Here is a 17164-nt window from a genome sequence, read left to right on the forward strand (position 1 = left end):
GGTAAGCGCTTTCCCCCCGCTCTTCCCCGCTTCCTGGAGACATCCCATGCACGACGAAAGCCGCCGCATCGAGGAGCGCGTGCAGCGCCTTCACGACCAGCGCATCAAGTCCGCGATCTACGCGGCCACCGTCCCCTTCGAGGTGGAGGCCTGGCAGGCCCCGGGGGAGCCGGTCCCGTTCGAGGAGGCCGCCGCCGCCCCGTACGAGCCGTTCACGATGGGCACCCCGTGGGGCCCGCCCTGGGGCACCACCTGGTTCCGCATGCGCGGACAGGTCCCCGCCGAGTGGGCGGGACGGCGCGTCGAGGCCGTCATCGACCTCGGCTTCGTCGGCGACTGGCCCGGCAACCAGGCCGAGGCCCTCGTCCATCTCACCGACGGCACCCCCCTGAAGGCCGTCAACCCGCTCAACCAGTACGTGGCGATCGCCAACCCCGCGCAGGGTGGCGAGACGGTCGACTACCTGGTCGAGGCCGCCTCCAACCCGGACATCCTCGCCGACAACTTCTCCAAGATCACCTGGCTCGGCGACAAGCTCACCGCGGGCGACAAGCCCCTCTACACCTTCCGCAGCGCCGACATCGCGATCCTCGACGAGGAGGTCTGGCACCTCGACCTCGACGTGCAGGTGCTGCGCGAGCTGATGCTGGAGCTCGGCGAGCACGACCCACGCCGGCACGAGATCGCGCACGCCCTCGACCGGGCGATGGATCTCCTCGACCTGGACGACGTCTCCGGCTCGGCCGCCGCGGTGCGCGAAGCGCTGAAGCCCGCCCTGTCCAAGCCCGCCCACGCCAGCGCGCACACCATCTCCGGCGTCGGTCACGCCCACATCGACTCCGCCTGGCTCTGGCCGATCCGCGAGACCAAGCGCAAGACCTCCCGCACCTTCTCGAACGTCACCTCGCTCGCCGACGAGTACGACGACTTCATCTTCGCCTGCTCCCAGGCCCAGCAGTACGAATGGGTGCGCGACAACTACCCCAAGGTGTGGGCCCGCATCCAGGAGTCGGTCAAGAACGGCCAGTGGGCGCCGGTCGGCGGCATGTGGGTCGAGTCCGACGGCAACCTGCCCGGCGGCGAGGCCGTCGCCCGCCAGTTCGTGCACGGCAAGCGGTTCTTCATCGAGCACTTCGGCATCGAGACCAAGGGCGTGTGGCTGCCGGACTCCTTCGGCTACAACGCGGCCTACCCGCAGCTCGCCAAGCTCGCCGGCAACGAGTGGTTCCTCACCCAGAAGATCTCCTGGAACCAGACCAACACCTTCCCCCACCACACCTTCTGGTGGGAGGGCATCGACGGCACCCGGATCTTCACCCACTTCCCGCCGGTCGACACCTACAACGCCCGCTTCAGCGGCGAGGAGATGTGCCGCGCGGTCCGCAACTACGCCGAGAAGGGCGGCGCCTCCCGCTCCCTGGCCCCCTTCGGCTGGGGCGACGGCGGTGGCGGCCCCACCCGCGAGATCATGGAACGCGCCCGCCGGCTGGCGGACCTGGAAGGCTCCGCGAAGGTCGTCGTCGAGCACCCCGACGAGTTCTTCGCCAAGGCCCGCGCGGAGTACTCGGACGCACCCGTCTGGGTCGGCGAGCTCTACCTGGAGCTGCACCGCGCCACCTACACCTCCCAGGCCCGCACCAAGCAGGGCAACCGCCGCTCCGAGCACCTCCTGCGCGAGGCCGAACTCTGGGCGACCACGGCCGCCCTGCACGCGCCGGGCTACACCTACCCGCACGAGAAGCTGGACCGGCTCTGGAAGACGGTGCTGCTGCACCAGTTCCACGACATCCTGCCCGGCTCCTCCATCGCCTGGGTGCACCGCGAGGCCGAGGCCGAGTACGCCCGCGTCGCGCGGGAGCTGCACGCGCTGACCGCCGAGGCGGTGGCCGCGCTGGGCACCGGCGAGACGCGCGTCTTCAACACCAGTCCATACGACCGCGCCGAAGTGGTCCGCACCGCCGACGGCGCACCGGTCTACGTGGAAGTGCCCGCGAGCGGCTCCGCGCCCCTGGCCGACACCGCGCCGCCGCAGCCGGTGACGGTGGACGGCCTGGTCCTCGACAACGGCGTGGTCCGGGTGGAGGTGGCCGCGGACGGCACCCTGTCCTCCGTCCGCGACCTGCGCGCCGGCCGCGAGGTGCTCGCAGAGCCCGGCAACCTGCTCCGTCTGCACACCGATCTGCCCAACTACTGGGACGCCTGGGACATCGACAAGCACTACAAGAACCGCTACACCGACCTCCTCGACGTCTCGTCCGTCACGGTCGTCGAGCAGGACCCGCTGGTCGGCGCGATCCGTGTCGAGCGGTCCTTCGGCAAGGGCTCCACGATCACCCAGACGATCACCGTCCGCGCCGGCAGCCCTCGCATCGACATCGAGACGGACATCGACTGGCACGAGACCGAGAAGATCCTCAAGGCTGCCTTCCCGGTCGACATCCGCGCCCCGCACTCCTCCGCCGAGATCCAGTTCGGCCACATCCAGCGGCCCACCCACACCAACACCACCTGGGAGTCGGCCCGCTTCGAGGTCTCCGGCCATCGCTGGGTGCACCTCGGCGAGCCCGGCTACGGCGTCGCCGTCCTCAACGACTCGACCTACGGCCACGACGTCTCCCGCACGGTCCGCGAGGACGGCGGCACCACGACCACCGTCCGCCTCTCCCTGGTCCGCGCCCCGCGCATCCCCGACCCCGAGGCCGACCAGGGCCGCCACCGCTTCACCTACGCCCTGCTGCCCGGCGCGACCATCGAGGACGCCGTCGCCGAGGGCTACGCCCTCAACCTGCCGCTGCGGGTGGCCGACGCGGTCGGCGCCCCCGCCCCGGTGGTCTCCGCCGAGGGCGAGGGCATCACCGTGGAGGCCGTCAAGCTCGCCGACGACACCTCCGGCGATGTCGTCGTCCGGCTCTACGAGTCCCGCGGCGGCCGCGCCACCGGCGCCCTGCGCACCGGGTTCCCGCTCGCCGGCGCCCAGATCACCGACCTGCTGGAACGTCCGCTGGAGGACACGGAGATCACCGACGGGGCCGTCGCCCTCACGCTGCGGCCCTTCCAGATCCTGACCTTGCGCCTGCGCAGGGGCTGACTCCACGGTTCACGGCCGCCCGTGACGCCCCGCGCGATCGGGCGAGGCTCTTCGCGCGGGCCGGCGCCAGGTACGCCGTCCTGACCAGCCGGCACCACGACGGGGTCGCCCTGTGGGACAGACAGCCCCGTCTGGCGCGAGGCGATCGCGGCCGGAAACTGATGCCTCAGAGGGGCAGCGCCCGAGCCGTCGCCCCGACGGCGCCGGTCTGCCCGGCCGTGGCGGGCGCGGGTACCGCCGGGAGCGGCTCCGTCGCCTCGGGCCGCTGCTGCGGCAGCGACACCGGCCGCAGCGGACGCGGCCCCGACACCACCGTGTAGTCCTGGCCCAGGAACGGCGGGACCATCTCTCCCGGATCCTCGCCGAGTGCCAGCTGCACGGCGGCCCAGGGGGCGTTGACACCGCACTGGGACAGCTGGTGCAGTCCGCCGGCCGGGCGCGTGTTGACGTCCATGAGGACCGGCCGGTCGCCGAACATCCGGAACTGGATGTTGGACAGATAGTGCAGACCGAAGCCCTCGGCGATCCGCCGGGCCGGGTCCAGCCACTGCTCGTGCAGGGTGAAGCCCCGGCGGCGGCCGTTCTTGGTGCGGCCCACCGCCAGCCGGACCCGGTTGTCCGGGCCGGTCAGGCAGTCCACCGACACCTCGGGCTGCTCCAGTCGCGGCATCACCAGCCAGTCCACCGGCTCCGCACCCTGCCGCAGCGCCTCCAGCACCAGATCGAGCGGCACGTACGGGCTGGGGAACCCGCTCAGCTGCATCAGTGAGAAGGGCGTACGCGTGATCACACGGAAGCCCACCCCGCCCGCCCCGGACGCCGGCTTGAAGCACGCCTTGTGCCCACGCGCCTCCAACTCCTCGACCGCCGCGAGGAGTTCGTCCTCCGAGCGGACCCGGTACCACGGCGGCACCGGCACACCGATCGCCTGGACCGCCTCGTAGGCGATCACCTTGTCGTGGAAGACGGCCACCGCCTCGGGCGGCGGCGCCAGCACCGCCGTGCCGGCCGACTCGAACTCGGCGCGGTGCGCCACGATCGCCGACTGGTGCAGCCGGGGCACGAACACGTCGATGCCCCGCCGCGCGCACTGGTCCAGCGCGTACTCGACGTATCCGGCGGGGGAGAGGCTCTCGGGCTCCAGCTCGGCGGTGTCGGCGGCGGCCAGCACCGGCGAGTCGGGGTCGCCGTGCGTGGCATGGATCTCGACCGCCCGGTCGCTGGGATTCCTCCGCAGCTGATCCATGAAGAACACGTTCTCCGCGTACGTGCGGTTGAGCCAGACGCGTACGCGAGAGACCATGCAGGCCGCCTTTCACGGTTCGCGGGCAGGACTGAGCAGCCCGTGCCCGGGCAGGAGAAGGGAGGGACACCAAACCGCCCCTGGGGAAGGGACGTTCGTAGCGGTGGTGTTGGGCCAGATCATACGGCTTCGGCGGGCCCCCTCGTGCAACGCGCGTGTGAAGGTTCTCCCGCCACGACCCTCGGGCCGCTCTTGTCCCGGTCGCACGAATGTGATCTCTTGGTGACGTCCGGGGTGCGCTAAGGGGGCTAGAGGTGACGTCGACGGCCGGTGGCGCCGCACAACTGCTGGCCATCAGCGATCTGCACATCGGTTACCCGGAGAACCGCGCCCTGGTCGAGGACATGCGGCCCGGGACGGACGACGACTGGCTGCTCGTCGCCGGGGACGTCGCGGAGACCGTGGCGGACATCCGCTGGGCGCTGAAGACGCTCGCGGGCCGCTTCCGCAAGGTCGTCTGGGTGCCCGGCAACCACGAGCTGTGGACCCATCCGAGCGACGCCGTCACCCTGCGCGGCGTCGACCGGTACGCGTATCTGGTCGACCTGTGCCGTGAACTGGGCGTGACGACACCGGAGGACCCCTACCCCGTCTGGGAGGGGCCCGGCGGCCCGGTGGTCGTCGCCCCGCTCTTCCTGCTGTACGACTACTCGTTCCTGCCGGCCGGCTGCACCACCAAGGAGCAGGGCCTGCAGTACGCGCAGGGCACCGGGATCGTGTGCACCGACGAGTACCTGCTGCACCCCGACCCCTACCCGAGCCGGGAGGCCTGGTGCCGGGCGCGGGTCGCCGCGACCGAACGCCGGCTCGCCGAACTGCCCGGCGACCTGCCCGTGATCCCGGTCAACCACTACCCGCTGCACCGGCACCCGATGGACGTGCTGTGGCACCCCGAGTTCGCCATGTGGTGCGGCACGGACCTGACCGCAGACTGGCACCGCAGGTTCCGCGTGCACACCATGGTCTACGGCCATCTGCACATCCCCCGCACCACCGTCCACGAGGGCGTGCGCTTCGAGGAGGTGTCGGTGGGCTATCCACGCGAGTGGAGCAAGCGGTCCCGGCCACCGGGACGGCTGCGGCGGATCCTGCCGGGGGAGGGCGAACACCAGTGATCGAGGAACTGCTGCCCCAGACGGTGGTCGGCGTCGAGGCGTACGGGTACGAGGACGCGGACGCCCCGCTGTACCCCGAGGAGGAGGCCCTCCTGACCCGGGCGGTCGACAAGCGGCGCAGGGAGTTCACCGTCGTGCGCTCCTGCGCCCGCCGAGCCATGGAGAAACTCGGCGTCGAACCGCAGCCGATCCTGCCCGGGGAACGCGGCGCCCCCCGCTGGCCGGCCGGGCTGACCGGCAGCATGACCCACTGCGACGGCTACTGCGCCGCCGCGCTGGTCCGCGCCACCGACCTGGCGTCGCTCGGTATCGACGCCGAGATCCACGGCCCGCTGCCCGAAGGTGTCCTGCCGGCCGTGTCCCTGCCGGCCGAGGCCGGCCGGCTGCGACGGCTCGCGGCCGAACACCCCGACGTGCACTGGGACCGGCTGCTGTTCAGCGCGAAGGAGTCCGTCTACAAGGCGTGGTTCCCCCTCACCGGGAAGTGGCTGGACTTCATGGAGGCCGACATCGAGCTCACCGCCGACGGCACCTTCCGCGCGGAGCTGCTCGTCCCCGGGCCATGGGTGGGCACCCGCCGCCTCGGCCATTTCGACGGCCGCTGGACGGCGGAACGGGGCCTGATCGCGACGGCGATCGCCGTACCGCACACCTGACCCCGCTCCCCGGCGCTCGCCCGGTGGCACTCCCGGTCAGGGGCCGGGCTCCGGACACCAGTTCTCCAGGAGGCGGAAGAACGCCTCCTCGTTGCCGGTCAGTCCGGCGCGCTCCAGGGCCTGCTCCGCCTCGGCGAGCACCGCGGGCGGGACGAGCGGCGGACTGCCCTCCAGGTCGAAGGCGGCCCGGACGGTGTGCAGCAGCCGCAGATAGGCCTGGACGGCGGTGCGTTCACGATCGGTCAGAACTGCGGTGGGCATCGGTCGGTTCTCCCCGTGTCGGCGTCGTCGGTCCCGCGCCCTCGCGGCGCGTACGCCCCGCACAGCGGTGGCGCACCTCCAGCTTGCCGCCCACCACTGACAATCCGGTCCCGCCGCCCTCCGGTTCGCCCGCTCGGCGGAGGCGGACCGCGCCACGTCGCCGCGCGGTGCGGCCCGTCAGCCCTGCGGTCCGCGGTACCCCAGCGACGCCTCGATCCGTCCCGCCAGATGGTCCCGCTGCACCGGCCCCCGCGAGGAGGAACCGGCCAGCCACGCCCGGCACTTGCTGGCGAGCAGCAGGCCGAAGCTCTCCGCCTCCCGCTCGTCGTCGAGGTCGAAACGGGTGCGCGCGGCGACCTTCAGCACCGTCGCCTGGAGGTCGGCACCGTCGTCGAGCAGCCGGGCCGCGACGGCCGCCCCCTCGACGTGGTGGGAGCAGTGCCCCGCCTTCATGTGCCACAGCTCATGGCCCAGGATCACCAACTGGTGATCGGGGGCGGTGCGTTCCTCGATCACGACGAGGTCCTGCTCGGCCATGTCCAGCCAGAGCCCGCTGGCGGTCCCGGGCGGGAACGCGGCCGTGCGGAAGCGCACGGGTCGGCCGCGGCGTCTGCTCATGCCGTCGCACAGGGCGGCGTACAGCTCCTCGGGCCGAGCCGGCGCGGGGAGGGTCAGCTCCGCGACCAGCTCGCCGCACAGACGGCGCATTTCCTTACCGATGCCCACAGTTCTCCCCACGGTCACGACTCGGGCCGCTTGACGCTCTCCAGGAGCATGTCCAGCCACTCCGCGACCTTGTCGCGGTGCTGGTCGGTGGGCAGTTGCGCGGCACGCCAGGCGATGCCGCGCACGCCGTGGTCCTGCAGCAGCCGCTCCAGCGGGTCGTCCTGTGCCGCGGCCGCCTGCCGCTCACGGTCGGCGAGCTTCTGCAGCAGATCCTGCTCGGTGTGCTGGAGCGCGCTCACGAGCGCCTCGGGGTCCTCGGCCGTCAGGAAGCCGGCGTGCACCCGGAAGAACCGCTGGAGCGCGTCGCAGTGCTCCATGGTCGGCCGCCGGTCGCCGTTGATGAGAGCGCCGGCCTGCTGCCGGGACATGCCGGCGCCGTCGGCGATCTCCTGCTGGGTGTACTTGCGGCCGTTGGGCTTGAGCCGGGTCCGGCGCAGCAGGTCCAGCCGCTGCAGGAACCGGGCCTGCACATCGGGCTCGCCCGCGGGCCTGCCGCACAGCAGGGCCTTCACCACCGGCTCCGGGACGCCGGAGGCGACGGACAGCCGGCCGATGTCGAAGACCTCGGCGTGCGGCACGCCGAGCCGGTCGGCGAGCGCGCCGACACGGGAGACGACAGCCGGCAGCACGGCCGTCGGCGTGACGCCCGGACCTTCGACGAAGCCACCCGTCACCGACAGATCTCCTACGTATCTCACAGGCTTCTCACAAGTGGATGCCGTGACCTACCCCGGCGTGAACTTCCCGGAGCGTAGCCGGTGGTTCGAACTCACATCCAGGTCTCGCCACAACTGTGGCCAATTTCAGCCGTCAACAGACATGGAATGCCACGATAGTTGACACGCCTCGGCCCGGAGCAGCAGGATCGGGGCGCCGCGTCAAGGCCGCACAGGCAAGAGGGGTGACCTCCCGATGGCATATCAGGCAGGAGGGCAGCGGCCGGCACCGCGGCCCCTCCCCGAGACTCCCGAGGCCCAGGCCTACCTGGAGGACTACGCCGGGCTCCTGGAGGGGGTCTCCTTCCCCACGCTCGTCGTCGACCACTGCTGGGACGTGGTGCTCACCAACGGCGCCTTCCGGTCACTTTTCCGTGAGGTCGGCCCGCACCCGACGGCGATGCCGGGCGACAACTTCCTCAGGTTCGTCCTCTTCCACCCCGACGCCCCCACCGTGCTCGGCGATCACGAGGCGAGCTGGTGCCTGCCGATGCTCGCGCACTTCGCACGGACCGTGGAGAGCCACGGCCCCGACCACGGGCTGCAGGCCGTCCGCCGCGACATCGCCCAGGACCCGATCATGGAGGCCGCCTACCGGCACGGCCTGCCGCACTGGGTCCGCGCGGTCGGCGAGGGCGCCGTCGAACAGGACGGTGCCCTGCGGCCGCTGCTGCACCCGGACCCGCACCGCGGCGCCATGGAGTGCCGGGTCGTCGTCGAGACGTCCAGGACGCTCGAGGAACTGGGCTGCGCCCGGGTCACGTTCGTCCTGCGCGAGGCCCGCCGCTCCGCGTCCCGGGAGCGCCGCACCCGCCGTACCGCCTCCCACCTGAAGGTCGTCCCCGCGGCCGACTGACCGCCACCGGGCGTCCACCACCGGTGTCCGCCACCTCGTCGGCACCCTTCCCGGGCATTGTGGTGTGTGACATAGTACTGCCGTGACCGAGTCGCTGACCTGCGATGTCGTGGTGGTCGGAGCCGGAGTGGTCGGCGCCGCAGCCGCCCTGTACGCAGCCCGCGCGGGCCTGGACGCCGTCGTGGTGGACCGGGGTCCGGTGGCGGGCGGCACGACCGGAGCGGGGGAGGGGAACCTCCTCGTCTCCGACAAGGAACCCGGACCCGAGCTCGAACTGGCCCTGCTGTCCGCCCGGTTGTGGGCCGACCTGGCCCGGGAAGGGCTGGGCGGGGCCGTCGAGTACGAGGCCAAGGGCGGTCTCGTCGTCGCCGGCACGGACCGGGCCCTGGCCGGGCTGGAGAAACTCGCGGCCGAGCAGCGCGCGGCCGGGGTCGAGGCGGTGTCCGTGCCGCCCGACCGGCTCACCGAGCTGGAGCCGTACCTGGCCCCCGGCCTCTCGGGTGGCGTGCACTACCCGCAGGACGCCCAGGTGATGCCCGCCCTCGCGGCGGCGCACCTGCTGCGCGCCTCGAAGGCCCGGGTGCTCACCGGTCGGGAGGTGACCGGAGTCCTGCGCGGCCCGGACGGTGCGGTGCGCGGCGTACGGACCGAGGGCGGCGACCTCCACGCCCCCGCGGTCGTCAACGCGGCCGGTACCTGGGGCGGCGAGCTGGCGGCCCGCGCCGGAGTGTCCCTGCCCGTCCTGCCGCGGCGGGGGTTCGTCCTGGTCACCGAGCCGCTGCCGCCCCGCATCCGGCACAAGGTATACGCCGCCGACTACGTGGCCGACGTCGCCAGCGACTCGGCGGCGCTGCAGACCTCGCCCGTGGTCGAGGGCACCCCGGCCGGACCGGTCCTCATCGGCGCCAGCCGCGAACGGGTGGGCTTCGACCGGTCGTTGTCGCTCCCGGCACTGCGCGCGCTGGCGGCCGGGGCGACCGGGCTCTTCCCCTTCCTGGCCACCGTCCGGGCGATGCGGACCTACGCCGGCTTCCGGCCGTATCTGCCGGACCACCTGCCCGCGATCGGTGCCGACCCGAGGGCGCCCGGGCTCCTCCACGCCTGCGGGCACGAGGGCGCGGGCATCGGACTCGCCACCGGCACCGGGCATCTGATCGCCCAGGTGCTCACCGGACGGACGCCCGACCTGGATCTCGGCCCGTTCCGGCCCGACCGCTTCACCGAGGAGGCCGCGTGAACCCGCCGGCACCGGCGGGGGCCGGACCGGGCCCCGCCTTCACGGTCACGTTCGACGGGCGGCAGGTGCAGGCCCTGCCCGGGCAGACGGTCGCCGCCGTGCTGTGGGCGGCGGGCGTCACATCCTGGCGCGCCACACGCGGCGAGGGCCGTCCGCGCGGGGTGTTCTGCGGGATCGGCGTCTGCTTCGACTGCCTGGTCACGGTCAACGAACGCCCCAACCAACGCGCCTGCCTGGTGCCGGCGCGGCCGGGGGACACGATCACCACGCAGGAGGGAACGGGCCATGCGGATGTGCGCGGCATGCAGGGCGGAACGGCCCAGGGGGGCGTGAGCGGCACGCCAGGTGGGGCCGGCCACCGTGGAGGTCTGAGCGGCGCGTCGGACGGAACAAGGCACGAGGAGGTGCCGCATGCGGACTGATCTCGCTGTGATCGGCGCCGGACCGGCCGGGCTCGCCGCTGCCCTGGCCGCCTCCGCGCGTGGCGTACGGGTCGCGCTCGTCGACGCCGCGACGCAGCCCGGCGGGCAGTTCTACCGGCAGCCCGCCGCAGGGCTCGGCGCCGGGCGGCCCGAGGCGCTGCACCACCGGTGGCGGACCTGGGAGCGGCTGCGGGACGGACTCGCCGCCAGTGCCGTACGCGTCCTGGCGGAGCACCACGTGTGGTGCGTGGAGCGGACCTCGCAGAGCTTCCTCGTGCACGCCCTGCTCGGGCCGGACCAGGAGGAGCCCGCCGAGGTGCACGCCCGCGCCGTGCTCCTGGCCACCGGCGGCTACGAGCAGGTGCTGCCCTTCCCGGGCTGGACCCTCCCGGGCGTCGTCACGGCCGGGGGAGCCCAGGCCATGCTCAAGGGCGCACTGGTGGTGCCCGGGCGACGAGCCGTCGTGGCCGGGACCGGACCGCTGCTCCTGCCCGTGGCGGCCGGGCTCGCCGCAGCCGCTGTCGAGGTGGCCGCACTCGTCGAGTCGGCCGCCCCCGGGCGCCTCACCCGTCACGCCCCGGCACTTGCCGGCAAGCTCCCCGAGGGCGCCGGACACGCCGCCCGGCTGCTGCGCCACCGCGTCCCGGTCCTCACCCGGCACACCGTGGTCCGCGCCCACGGCGACGACCGGCTGACCGGCGTCACGGTCGCCGCGCTCGACGCCGAGGGCCGTGTCCGGCCCGGCACCGAGCGGCACCTGCCCTGCGACACCCTCGCCACCGGCCACGGCATGCTCCCGCACACCGACCTCGCGGAGGGTCTCGGCTGCAGTCTCGACGGGCTCACCGTGGCCGTCGACCACGAGCAGCGCACGGACGTGCCCGGCGTGTGGGCGGCCGGAGAGGCCACCGGCATCGGCGGTGTCGCCCTCGCCCTCGCCGAGGGGCACATCGCCGGCTGCTCCGCCGCCGTCCACCTGCGCGGTACCGCCCCCGCCCCGGCGTCCGCCACCGCACACCCGCGGGGTACCGCTCCAGGCCCGGCCCCCGCCGCCTGCACAGCGGGCACCGTCCCCGGCCCGGCCCCCGCCGCCCTCAAGGCCCGTACGAAGCTCAAGCGATCCGCCGCCGCCCTCGAATCCGCCTACGCACTCCCCGCGCACTGGCCCGAGCAGATCACCGACGACACCGTGATCTGCCGCTGCGAGGAGGTCACCGCGGGGGCCGTGCGCGAGGCCCTGGACCTCGGGGCGGGCGACGTACGCACCGTGAAACTGCTCAGCCGGGCCGGGATGGGCTGGTGCCAGGGCCGGATGTGCGGCACCGCGGTCGCCGCTCTCGCAGGCTGCGCACGCACCCCGGCCAAACGTCCGTTCGCCCGTCCCGTGCCGCTCGGCGTCCTCGCCCGGCAACACTCCCAGGAGGGACCGTCATGACCGAACACCGCCCCTGGCGCGGCGTCCTCGTCGCCACCGCGCTTCCGCTGAACGACGACCTCTCGGTGAACTACGACCGGTACGCCGAGCACTGCGCATGGCTCGTCGACAACGGCTGCGACGGCGTCGTACCGAACGGCTCCCTCGGCGAGTACCAGGTGCTCACGCCCGAGGAGCGCGCCAGGGTCGTCGAGACGGCCGTCGCCGCGATCGGCGGGGAGCGCGTGATGCCCGGCGTCGCCGCCTACGGCTCCGCCGAGTCCCGCCGCTGGGCCGAGCAGGCGGGCGAGGCCGGCTGCCGCGCGGTGATGCTGCTGCCCCCGAACGCCTACCGCGCCGACGAACGTGCCGTTCTCGCGCACTACGCCGAGGTCGCCCGGGCGGGTCTGCCGGTCGTCGCGTACAACAACCCGATCGACACCAAGGTCGACCTCGTGCCCGAGCTGCTCGCCCGGCTGCACGGCGAGGGGCACATCAAGGGTGTGAAGGAGTTCTCGGGCGATGTCCGCCGGGCCTACCGGATCGCCGAACTCGCCCCCGAGCTCGACCTGTTGATCGGCGCTGACGACGTCCTGCTGGAGCTGGCCGTCGCGGGCGCCAAGGGCTGGGTGGCGGGCTACCCCAACGCGCTGCCCCGGTCCTCGGTCGAGCTGTACCGGGCCGCCGTCGGCGGCGACCTGGACACCGCCCTGCCCCTGTACCGGCAACTGCACCCGCTGCTGCGCTGGGACTCGCGGGTGGAGTTCGTCCAGGCCATCAAGCTGTCCATGGACATCGCCGGACGGCACGGCGGGCCCTGCCGTCCGCCGCGGGTGCCGCTGCTGCCCGAGCAGGAGGCCGCCGTCCGGGCCGCCACCGAGAAGGCCGTCGCGGCCGGATCGAGCTGAGGACCATGCGCAGCAGACTCGCCTTGCACGCCGTCGACTCGCACACCGAGGGCATGCCGACCCGCGTGATCACCGGCGGCATCGGCACCATCCCCGGCGCCACCATGAACGAACGACGGCTGTGGTTCCGCGAACACCGCGACGACATCAAGCAGTTGCTCATGAACGAACCCCGCGGCCACTCCGCCATGAGCGGCGCGATCCTCCAGCCGCCGACCCGGCCCGACTGCGACTGGGGCGTCGTCTACATCGAGGTCTCCGGCTATCTGCCGATGTGCGGGCACGGCACCATCGGCGTGGCGACCGTGCTGGTCGAGACCGGCATGGTCGAGGTCACCGAGCCGGTCACCACCATCCGGCTCGACACCCCGGCGGGTGCCGTCGTCGCCGAGGTGGCGGTCGAGGACGGCGCCGCCCGGGCGGTCACCCTGCGCAACGTCCCCTCCTTCGCCGTCGGCCTCGACCGCGAGGCCACCCTCGGCGACGGCCGGACGGTGACGTACGACCTCGCGTTCGGCGGCAACTTCTACGCCATCCTGCCGCTGGAGCGGTTCGGTCTGCCCTTCGACCGGTCCCGCAAGGACGAGATCCTCGCCGCGGGCCTGTCCCTCATGGCCGCCGTCAACGCGGAGGACCCGCCCGTCCACCCGGAGGACCCGTCCATCCGCGGCCTCCACCACGTCTACCTGGCCGCCCCCGGCTCGGACGCCCGCCACTCCCGGCACGCCATGGCCATCCGCCCCGGCTGGTTCGACCGCTCGCCCTGCGGCACCGGCACCAGCGCCCGCATGGCCCAGCTGCACGCGCGCGGCGAACTCCCGCTGCACACCGAGTTCGTGAACGAGTCCTTCATCGGCACCCGCTTCACCGGCAGACTGCTCGGCACGACCGAGGTCGCCGGCCGCCCGGCCGTGCTGCCCAGCTTCACCGGCCGCGCCTGGATCACCGGCACCGCCCAGTACCTGCTCGACCCCGAGGACCCGTTCCCGGCGGGGTTCGTCCTGTAGGCCCCCACAAGCGCACCTGAGAGGAACCCCGACCGTCATGGCTCCGCAGCACACCCCCGCCCTGCCCGTGCTGGGCAGCAGGAAGCCCAGTCACCGGGAGCGGGTCGCGGACGCGCTGCGGGCCGCCCTGATCGCCGGTGAGCTCCGGCCCGGTGAGGTCCACTCGGCCCCTGCCCTGGCCGCCCGCTTCGGCGTCTCCGCCACACCGGTGCGCGAGGCCATGCTCGACCTGGCCAAGGAGGGCCTGGTCGACACCGTGCCCAACAAGGGCTTCCGCGTCACCGCCGTCTCCGAGCGACAGCTCGACGAGTACACCCACATCCGGGCGCTGATCGAGATTCCGACCACGGCGGAACTGGCCCGCACCGCCGACCCGGTGGCCCTGGAAGCGCTGCGCCCGGTCGCCGAGGAGATCGTCACGTCCGCCGCGGCCGGTGACCTCATCGCCTACGTCGAGGCCGACCTGCGCTTCCACCTCGGTCTGCTGGCCCTCGCCGGCAACGGCCACCTCGTCGACGTCGTACGCGACCTCAGACGCCGCTCCCGGCTCTACGGCCTGACGGCGCTGGTGGAACAGGGGCGGCTGCAGGCGTCCGCCGAGGAGCACCTGGACATCCTGGACGCGCTGCTCGCCCGCGACGAGGAAGCCGTCCGCGCCGTGATGACCCGGCACCTCGGACACGTCCGGGGCCTGTGGGCCGCGCCCTGAACCCGAACAGGCCCGGCGTTCTCACAGGTCCAGGACGAGCGGACAGGGCGGGCGTTCTCACAGATCCAGGACGAGCCGCTTCCCGCGGCAGCGGGACACGCAGATCATCATGGTCTCGCCGGCCGCGCGCTCGTCCGCCGTCAGCACCGAGTCCCGGTGGTCCGGCTCGCCGCCGAGGACGTCGGTCTCACACGTGCCGCAGGTGCCCTCGGTGCAGGAGTACAGCACCTCGACCCCGGCGGCGCGCACGGCGTCGAGCACGGACACGTCCGGCGCGACGGTGAGCGTTCGGCCGCTCTGCGCGAGCTCCACCTCGAACGCCGTGTTGCCGTCGCTCTCCTGCTCCTTCGGCCGGAACCGCTCGACGCGCAGCACCCCGGACGGGCACCGGGCCTCGACCGCGTCCAGCAGCGGCCCGGGACCGCAGCAGTAGACGAGGGTGCCCTCGGGCACGTCGTCCAGCACGGTCGGCAGGTCCAGCAGGCCCGACTCGTCCTCGGGCGCGATCGTCACGCGGTCCCCGTAGCGGCCGAGCTCCTCCGCGAAGGCCATGGACCCGCGGGTGCGCCCGCCGTACAGCAGGGTCCAGTCGGCGCCCGCCGCCTCGGCCGCCGCCAGCATCGGCAGGATCGGCGTGATGCCGATGCCTCCCGCCACGAAGCGGTACCGGGGAGCGGGCTCCAGAGGGAAGTTGTTCCGGGGCCCGCGCACCCGCACCTTCTCGCCCTCGCCCAACCGCTCGTGCACATGGGCCGAACCGCCCCGCCCGGGGCGCTCGCGCAGCACCGCGATCCGCCAGGCCGACCGGTCCGCCGGATCGCCGCACAGCGAGTACTGCCGTTCCAGACCGGGCGCCGCCAGGACGTCGACGTGGGCGCCCGGCTCCCAGGCGGGCAGCGGCTCGCCCAGCGGATGGCGCAGGGTGAGGGCGAGCACCCCATCGGCCGCGAACTCCCTGCTTTCGACGACGAGTTCGGACTCGTACAGGCTCATGAACTGCTTCCTCGTGGTTCGTCGACAACGTGCCCCTGCGGATGGGCGAGCATCCACTCCCACATCTCGACGGGGTCCTGCGCGGTGTGCTCACGGCCGCAGTGGCAGGTGCCGTGCAGGGTGTCGGTGCCGGGCAGCCAGGCGATGCGGTAGACCTCGCCGGTCGGAGCGCTCACCGGACCTTCTCCACGGGCTTCTCGCCCTGCTCCACCAGCCGGGCGAGGATGCGGCGGGCGGCCAGACCACCGGTGTCGATGTTGATGCTCAGCTCCTGGTAGCCGGTGCGTTCGGTGCCGAGGGTCTTCTGCAGCAGGTTGAGCGCGGTGACGTCCTGCATCACCACCGTGTGGTTGTTGCCCCGCAGGAACTCGGTGACTTCGGCGTCGTCGGTCGCCCAGTCCCGGGAGACCGCCCAGAAGTCGTACACCGTGCCGTCGCCGGACGGCGTGATCGCGTAGGTGATCTCGGTGTGGAAGCCGTTCGGGTCGCTGCCGTCCGCCTCGGGCAGCACCCCGACCGGGGCGATCCGGCTGTGCAGCAGGTACAGACAGGGGGCGTGGTACTCGATGTCCTGCCAGCGGGTGATGCGGCCCTCGATGCCGGTCGACCTGGCGTAGAACGGCGGGCACGCGGCGTCGTCCATGTGCCGGCTCACCCGGACGATCCCGGCGCCCTCGTCGACCTCGGTGGTGATCGGCGTCTCGGCGACCTCGGGGGTGCCGATGTAACCGCCGTGCAGATACGTCTCGTGGGACAGGTCGAGGAGGTTGTCGACGAGCAGGCCGTAGTCGCAGTCGATGGGCTCCATGCCGCGCACGGTGACCCAGCCGGGGGAGTCGAGGTGCCGGGCCCGGGGGATGCTCTGCGGGTCGGCGAGCGCCGGGTCGCCGATCCACACCCAGATCAGCGAGTCCTGCTCGACGACCGGGTAGGAGGCGACCCGGGCCGTGCGCGGCACCCGCTTCTGCCCGGGCACGTACACGCACGTACCGGACGTGTCGTACGTGAACCCGTGGTAGCCGCACACGATCCGGTCCCCGTCCAGTCGCGTCGGCGCCTCGGACAGCGGGTAACGGCGGTGCACGCAGCGGTCGTGCAGGACGACCGGCGTACCGTCCTCCTCGGTCCGGTAGAGCACGAGCGTCTCACCGAGGATCGTGCGGCCGAGCAACTCCCGCCCCACTTCGTGACTGTAGGCGGCGACGTACCACTGGTTCCTGGCGAAGGCGGTCATGTGAGGCATGGGCGGTCCCGTCCCTGTCGGCGGGGCGTCGTCGCCCCGCGTGCCGTGGTTGGGATCAGGGTCCTCAGCGCTGCTGTTGCGGCGCAAGGCGTCTTCTGTCAGGCGGAAGCCGCCTCGTGAGGGGACTGGTCAGGACCCGGTGACGCGACCGGAGCGACGACCAGACGGAACCTGCGACCCGGCCGCGTACGGGCCACGGGTCACGCCCGGATGCTCGCCGGTGGGTGGGCGTGAACTGACGCAGGGATCCCATCTTTTCGCCGAGGGCGATTGCGAGAGCGGGTCGTTCGATGCGCCTCGTGAACGGCGTCCGCAGTCGCGGAGTGGCGCTGGTGGGCGGAACGTGTGCCCGCACACAGGGGTTGTAGGTGACCTTGTGCACCCTCATGTCGTCACTTAACCTCGCAACAGCATCGAAGCGCTTCGACGGAACATCTCGTCGCAGCGATGGGATGTCTGTCTGTCAGCTCAGCCCCTTGTTCTCGCCCACGGGACGCAGCCGCACAGCGA

16 protein-coding genes and 2 pseudogenes are annotated in these 17164 nt (G+C 72.7%); 11 read left to right on the forward strand and 7 right to left on the reverse strand.

Translation table 11 applies throughout. From position 1 onward, the window contains the following. Positions 1-46 precede the first annotated feature (46 nt). Both AB0B29_RS12295 and AB0B29_RS12300 read left to right on the forward strand, forming a co-directional pair. Positions 47-3088 (forward strand): alpha-mannosidase, encoded by a 3042-nt coding sequence (locus tag AB0B29_RS12295; RefSeq protein ID WP_362237584.1) that lies wholly within the window; start codon positions 47-49, stop codon positions 3086-3088. A 5-nt stretch (positions 3089-3093) separates the two neighbouring features. Continuing rightward, positions 3094-3207 (forward strand): annotated as a pseudogene (locus AB0B29_RS12300) (alpha-L-fucosidase); the annotation flags it as partial. Positions 3208-3254: 47 nt separating this feature from the next. Here AB0B29_RS12300 and AB0B29_RS12305 read toward each other — a convergent pair. After that, positions 3255-4391, reverse strand: a complete 1137-nt coding sequence (locus AB0B29_RS12305) for an ATP-grasp domain-containing protein (protein WP_362237587.1) — start codon at positions 4389-4391, stop codon at positions 3255-3257. 254 nt (positions 4392-4645) lie between these two features. Between AB0B29_RS12305 and AB0B29_RS12310 the strand changes: the two genes are divergently transcribed. Further along, positions 4646-5506, forward strand: a complete 861-nt coding sequence (locus AB0B29_RS12310; protein ID WP_362237590.1) for a metallophosphoesterase family protein — start codon at positions 4646-4648, stop codon at positions 5504-5506. Beyond that, on the forward strand, positions 5503-6162 hold the full coding sequence (locus AB0B29_RS12315; protein ID WP_362237593.1) for a 4'-phosphopantetheinyl transferase family protein: 660 nt from the start codon (positions 5503-5505) through the stop codon (positions 6160-6162). Before AB0B29_RS12310 ends, AB0B29_RS12315 begins: the two co-directional genes overlap by 4 nt. 36 nt (positions 6163-6198) lie before the next feature. On the opposite strand, the gene AB0B29_RS12320 is transcribed toward AB0B29_RS12315, so the two are convergent. The 3 genes from AB0B29_RS12320 to AB0B29_RS12330 all read right to left on the reverse strand — a co-directional run bounded on the left by AB0B29_RS12320 (position 6199) and on the right by AB0B29_RS12330 (position 7823). Continuing rightward, complete coding sequence (locus AB0B29_RS12320; protein ID WP_031109019.1) at positions 6199-6423, reverse strand: hypothetical protein; 225 nt, start codon at positions 6421-6423, stop codon at positions 6199-6201. A gap of 177 nt (positions 6424-6600) precedes the next feature. Beyond that, positions 6601-7131, reverse strand: coding sequence for a toxin-antitoxin system, toxin component (locus tag AB0B29_RS12325; protein ID WP_104781072.1), 531 nt, complete (start codon positions 7129-7131; stop codon positions 6601-6603). Positions 7132-7163: 32 nt separating this feature from the next. After that, complete coding sequence (locus tag AB0B29_RS12330) at positions 7164-7823, reverse strand: helix-turn-helix domain-containing protein (RefSeq protein ID WP_104781073.1); 660 nt, start codon at positions 7821-7823, stop codon at positions 7164-7166. Positions 7824-8061: 238 nt separating this feature from the next. On the opposite strand from AB0B29_RS12330, the gene AB0B29_RS12335 reads away from it, so the two are divergent. The 7 genes and pseudogenes from AB0B29_RS12335 (at position 8062) to AB0B29_RS12365 (ending at position 14418) form a co-directional block, all read left to right on the forward strand. After that, positions 8062-8721, forward strand: a complete 660-nt coding sequence (locus tag AB0B29_RS12335) for an MmyB family transcriptional regulator (protein WP_362237596.1) — start codon at positions 8062-8064, stop codon at positions 8719-8721. An 82-nt stretch (positions 8722-8803) separates the two neighbouring features. Next, positions 8804-9958 carry an NAD(P)/FAD-dependent oxidoreductase gene (locus AB0B29_RS12340; protein WP_362237598.1) on the forward strand — a complete coding sequence of 385 codons (1155 nt, stop codon included), beginning with the start codon at positions 8804-8806 and terminating at the stop codon, positions 9956-9958. Beyond that, positions 9955-10251: pseudogene (locus AB0B29_RS12345) on the forward strand ((2Fe-2S)-binding protein); the annotation flags it as partial. The gene AB0B29_RS12340 and the pseudogene AB0B29_RS12345, both read left to right, overlap by 4 nt. Before the next feature lie 118 nt (positions 10252-10369). Continuing rightward, the gene (locus AB0B29_RS12350) at positions 10370-11815 is read left to right on the forward strand and encodes an FAD-dependent oxidoreductase (RefSeq protein ID WP_362237601.1); all 1446 of its coding nucleotides are present in this window, start codon (positions 10370-10372) and stop codon (positions 11813-11815) included. Continuing rightward, complete coding sequence (locus tag AB0B29_RS12355; protein WP_362237604.1) at positions 11812-12702, forward strand: dihydrodipicolinate synthase family protein; 891 nt, start codon at positions 11812-11814, stop codon at positions 12700-12702. The genes AB0B29_RS12350 and AB0B29_RS12355 overlap by 4 nt, the downstream gene beginning before the upstream one ends. A gap of 5 nt (positions 12703-12707) precedes the next feature. After that, on the forward strand, positions 12708-13709 hold the full coding sequence (locus AB0B29_RS12360) for a proline racemase family protein (protein ID WP_362237606.1): 1002 nt from the start codon (positions 12708-12710) through the stop codon (positions 13707-13709). Between the two features lie 37 nt (positions 13710-13746). Then, positions 13747-14418 carry a GntR family transcriptional regulator gene (locus tag AB0B29_RS12365; protein ID WP_362237608.1) on the forward strand — a complete coding sequence of 224 codons (672 nt, stop codon included), beginning with the start codon at positions 13747-13749 and terminating at the stop codon, positions 14416-14418. Positions 14419-14475: 57 nt separating this feature from the next. Here the strand turns inward: AB0B29_RS12365 and AB0B29_RS12370 are convergent, their stop codons facing one another. The 3 genes from AB0B29_RS12370 to AB0B29_RS12380 are packed head-to-tail and all read right to left on the reverse strand — an operon-like array spanning position 14476 to position 16654. After that, positions 14476-15411, reverse strand: coding sequence for a PDR/VanB family oxidoreductase (locus tag AB0B29_RS12370; protein WP_362237610.1), 936 nt, complete (start codon positions 15409-15411; stop codon positions 14476-14478). Further along, positions 15408-15587, reverse strand: coding sequence for a hypothetical protein (locus AB0B29_RS12375; protein WP_362237612.1), 180 nt, complete (start codon positions 15585-15587; stop codon positions 15408-15410). The genes AB0B29_RS12370 and AB0B29_RS12375 overlap by 4 nt, the downstream gene beginning before the upstream one ends. Beyond that, positions 15584-16654: an aromatic ring-hydroxylating dioxygenase subunit alpha gene (locus AB0B29_RS12380; RefSeq protein WP_362237615.1), complete on the reverse strand. Its 1071-nt coding sequence runs from the start codon at positions 16652-16654 to the stop codon at positions 15584-15586. Before AB0B29_RS12380 ends, AB0B29_RS12375 begins: the two co-directional genes overlap by 4 nt. Positions 16655-17164: the final 510 nt, after the last annotated feature.

The organism is Streptomyces tibetensis, assembly GCF_040647715.1.
GTDB classification, from domain to species: Bacteria; Actinomycetota; Actinomycetes; order Streptomycetales; family Streptomycetaceae; genus Streptomyces; species Streptomyces tibetensis_A.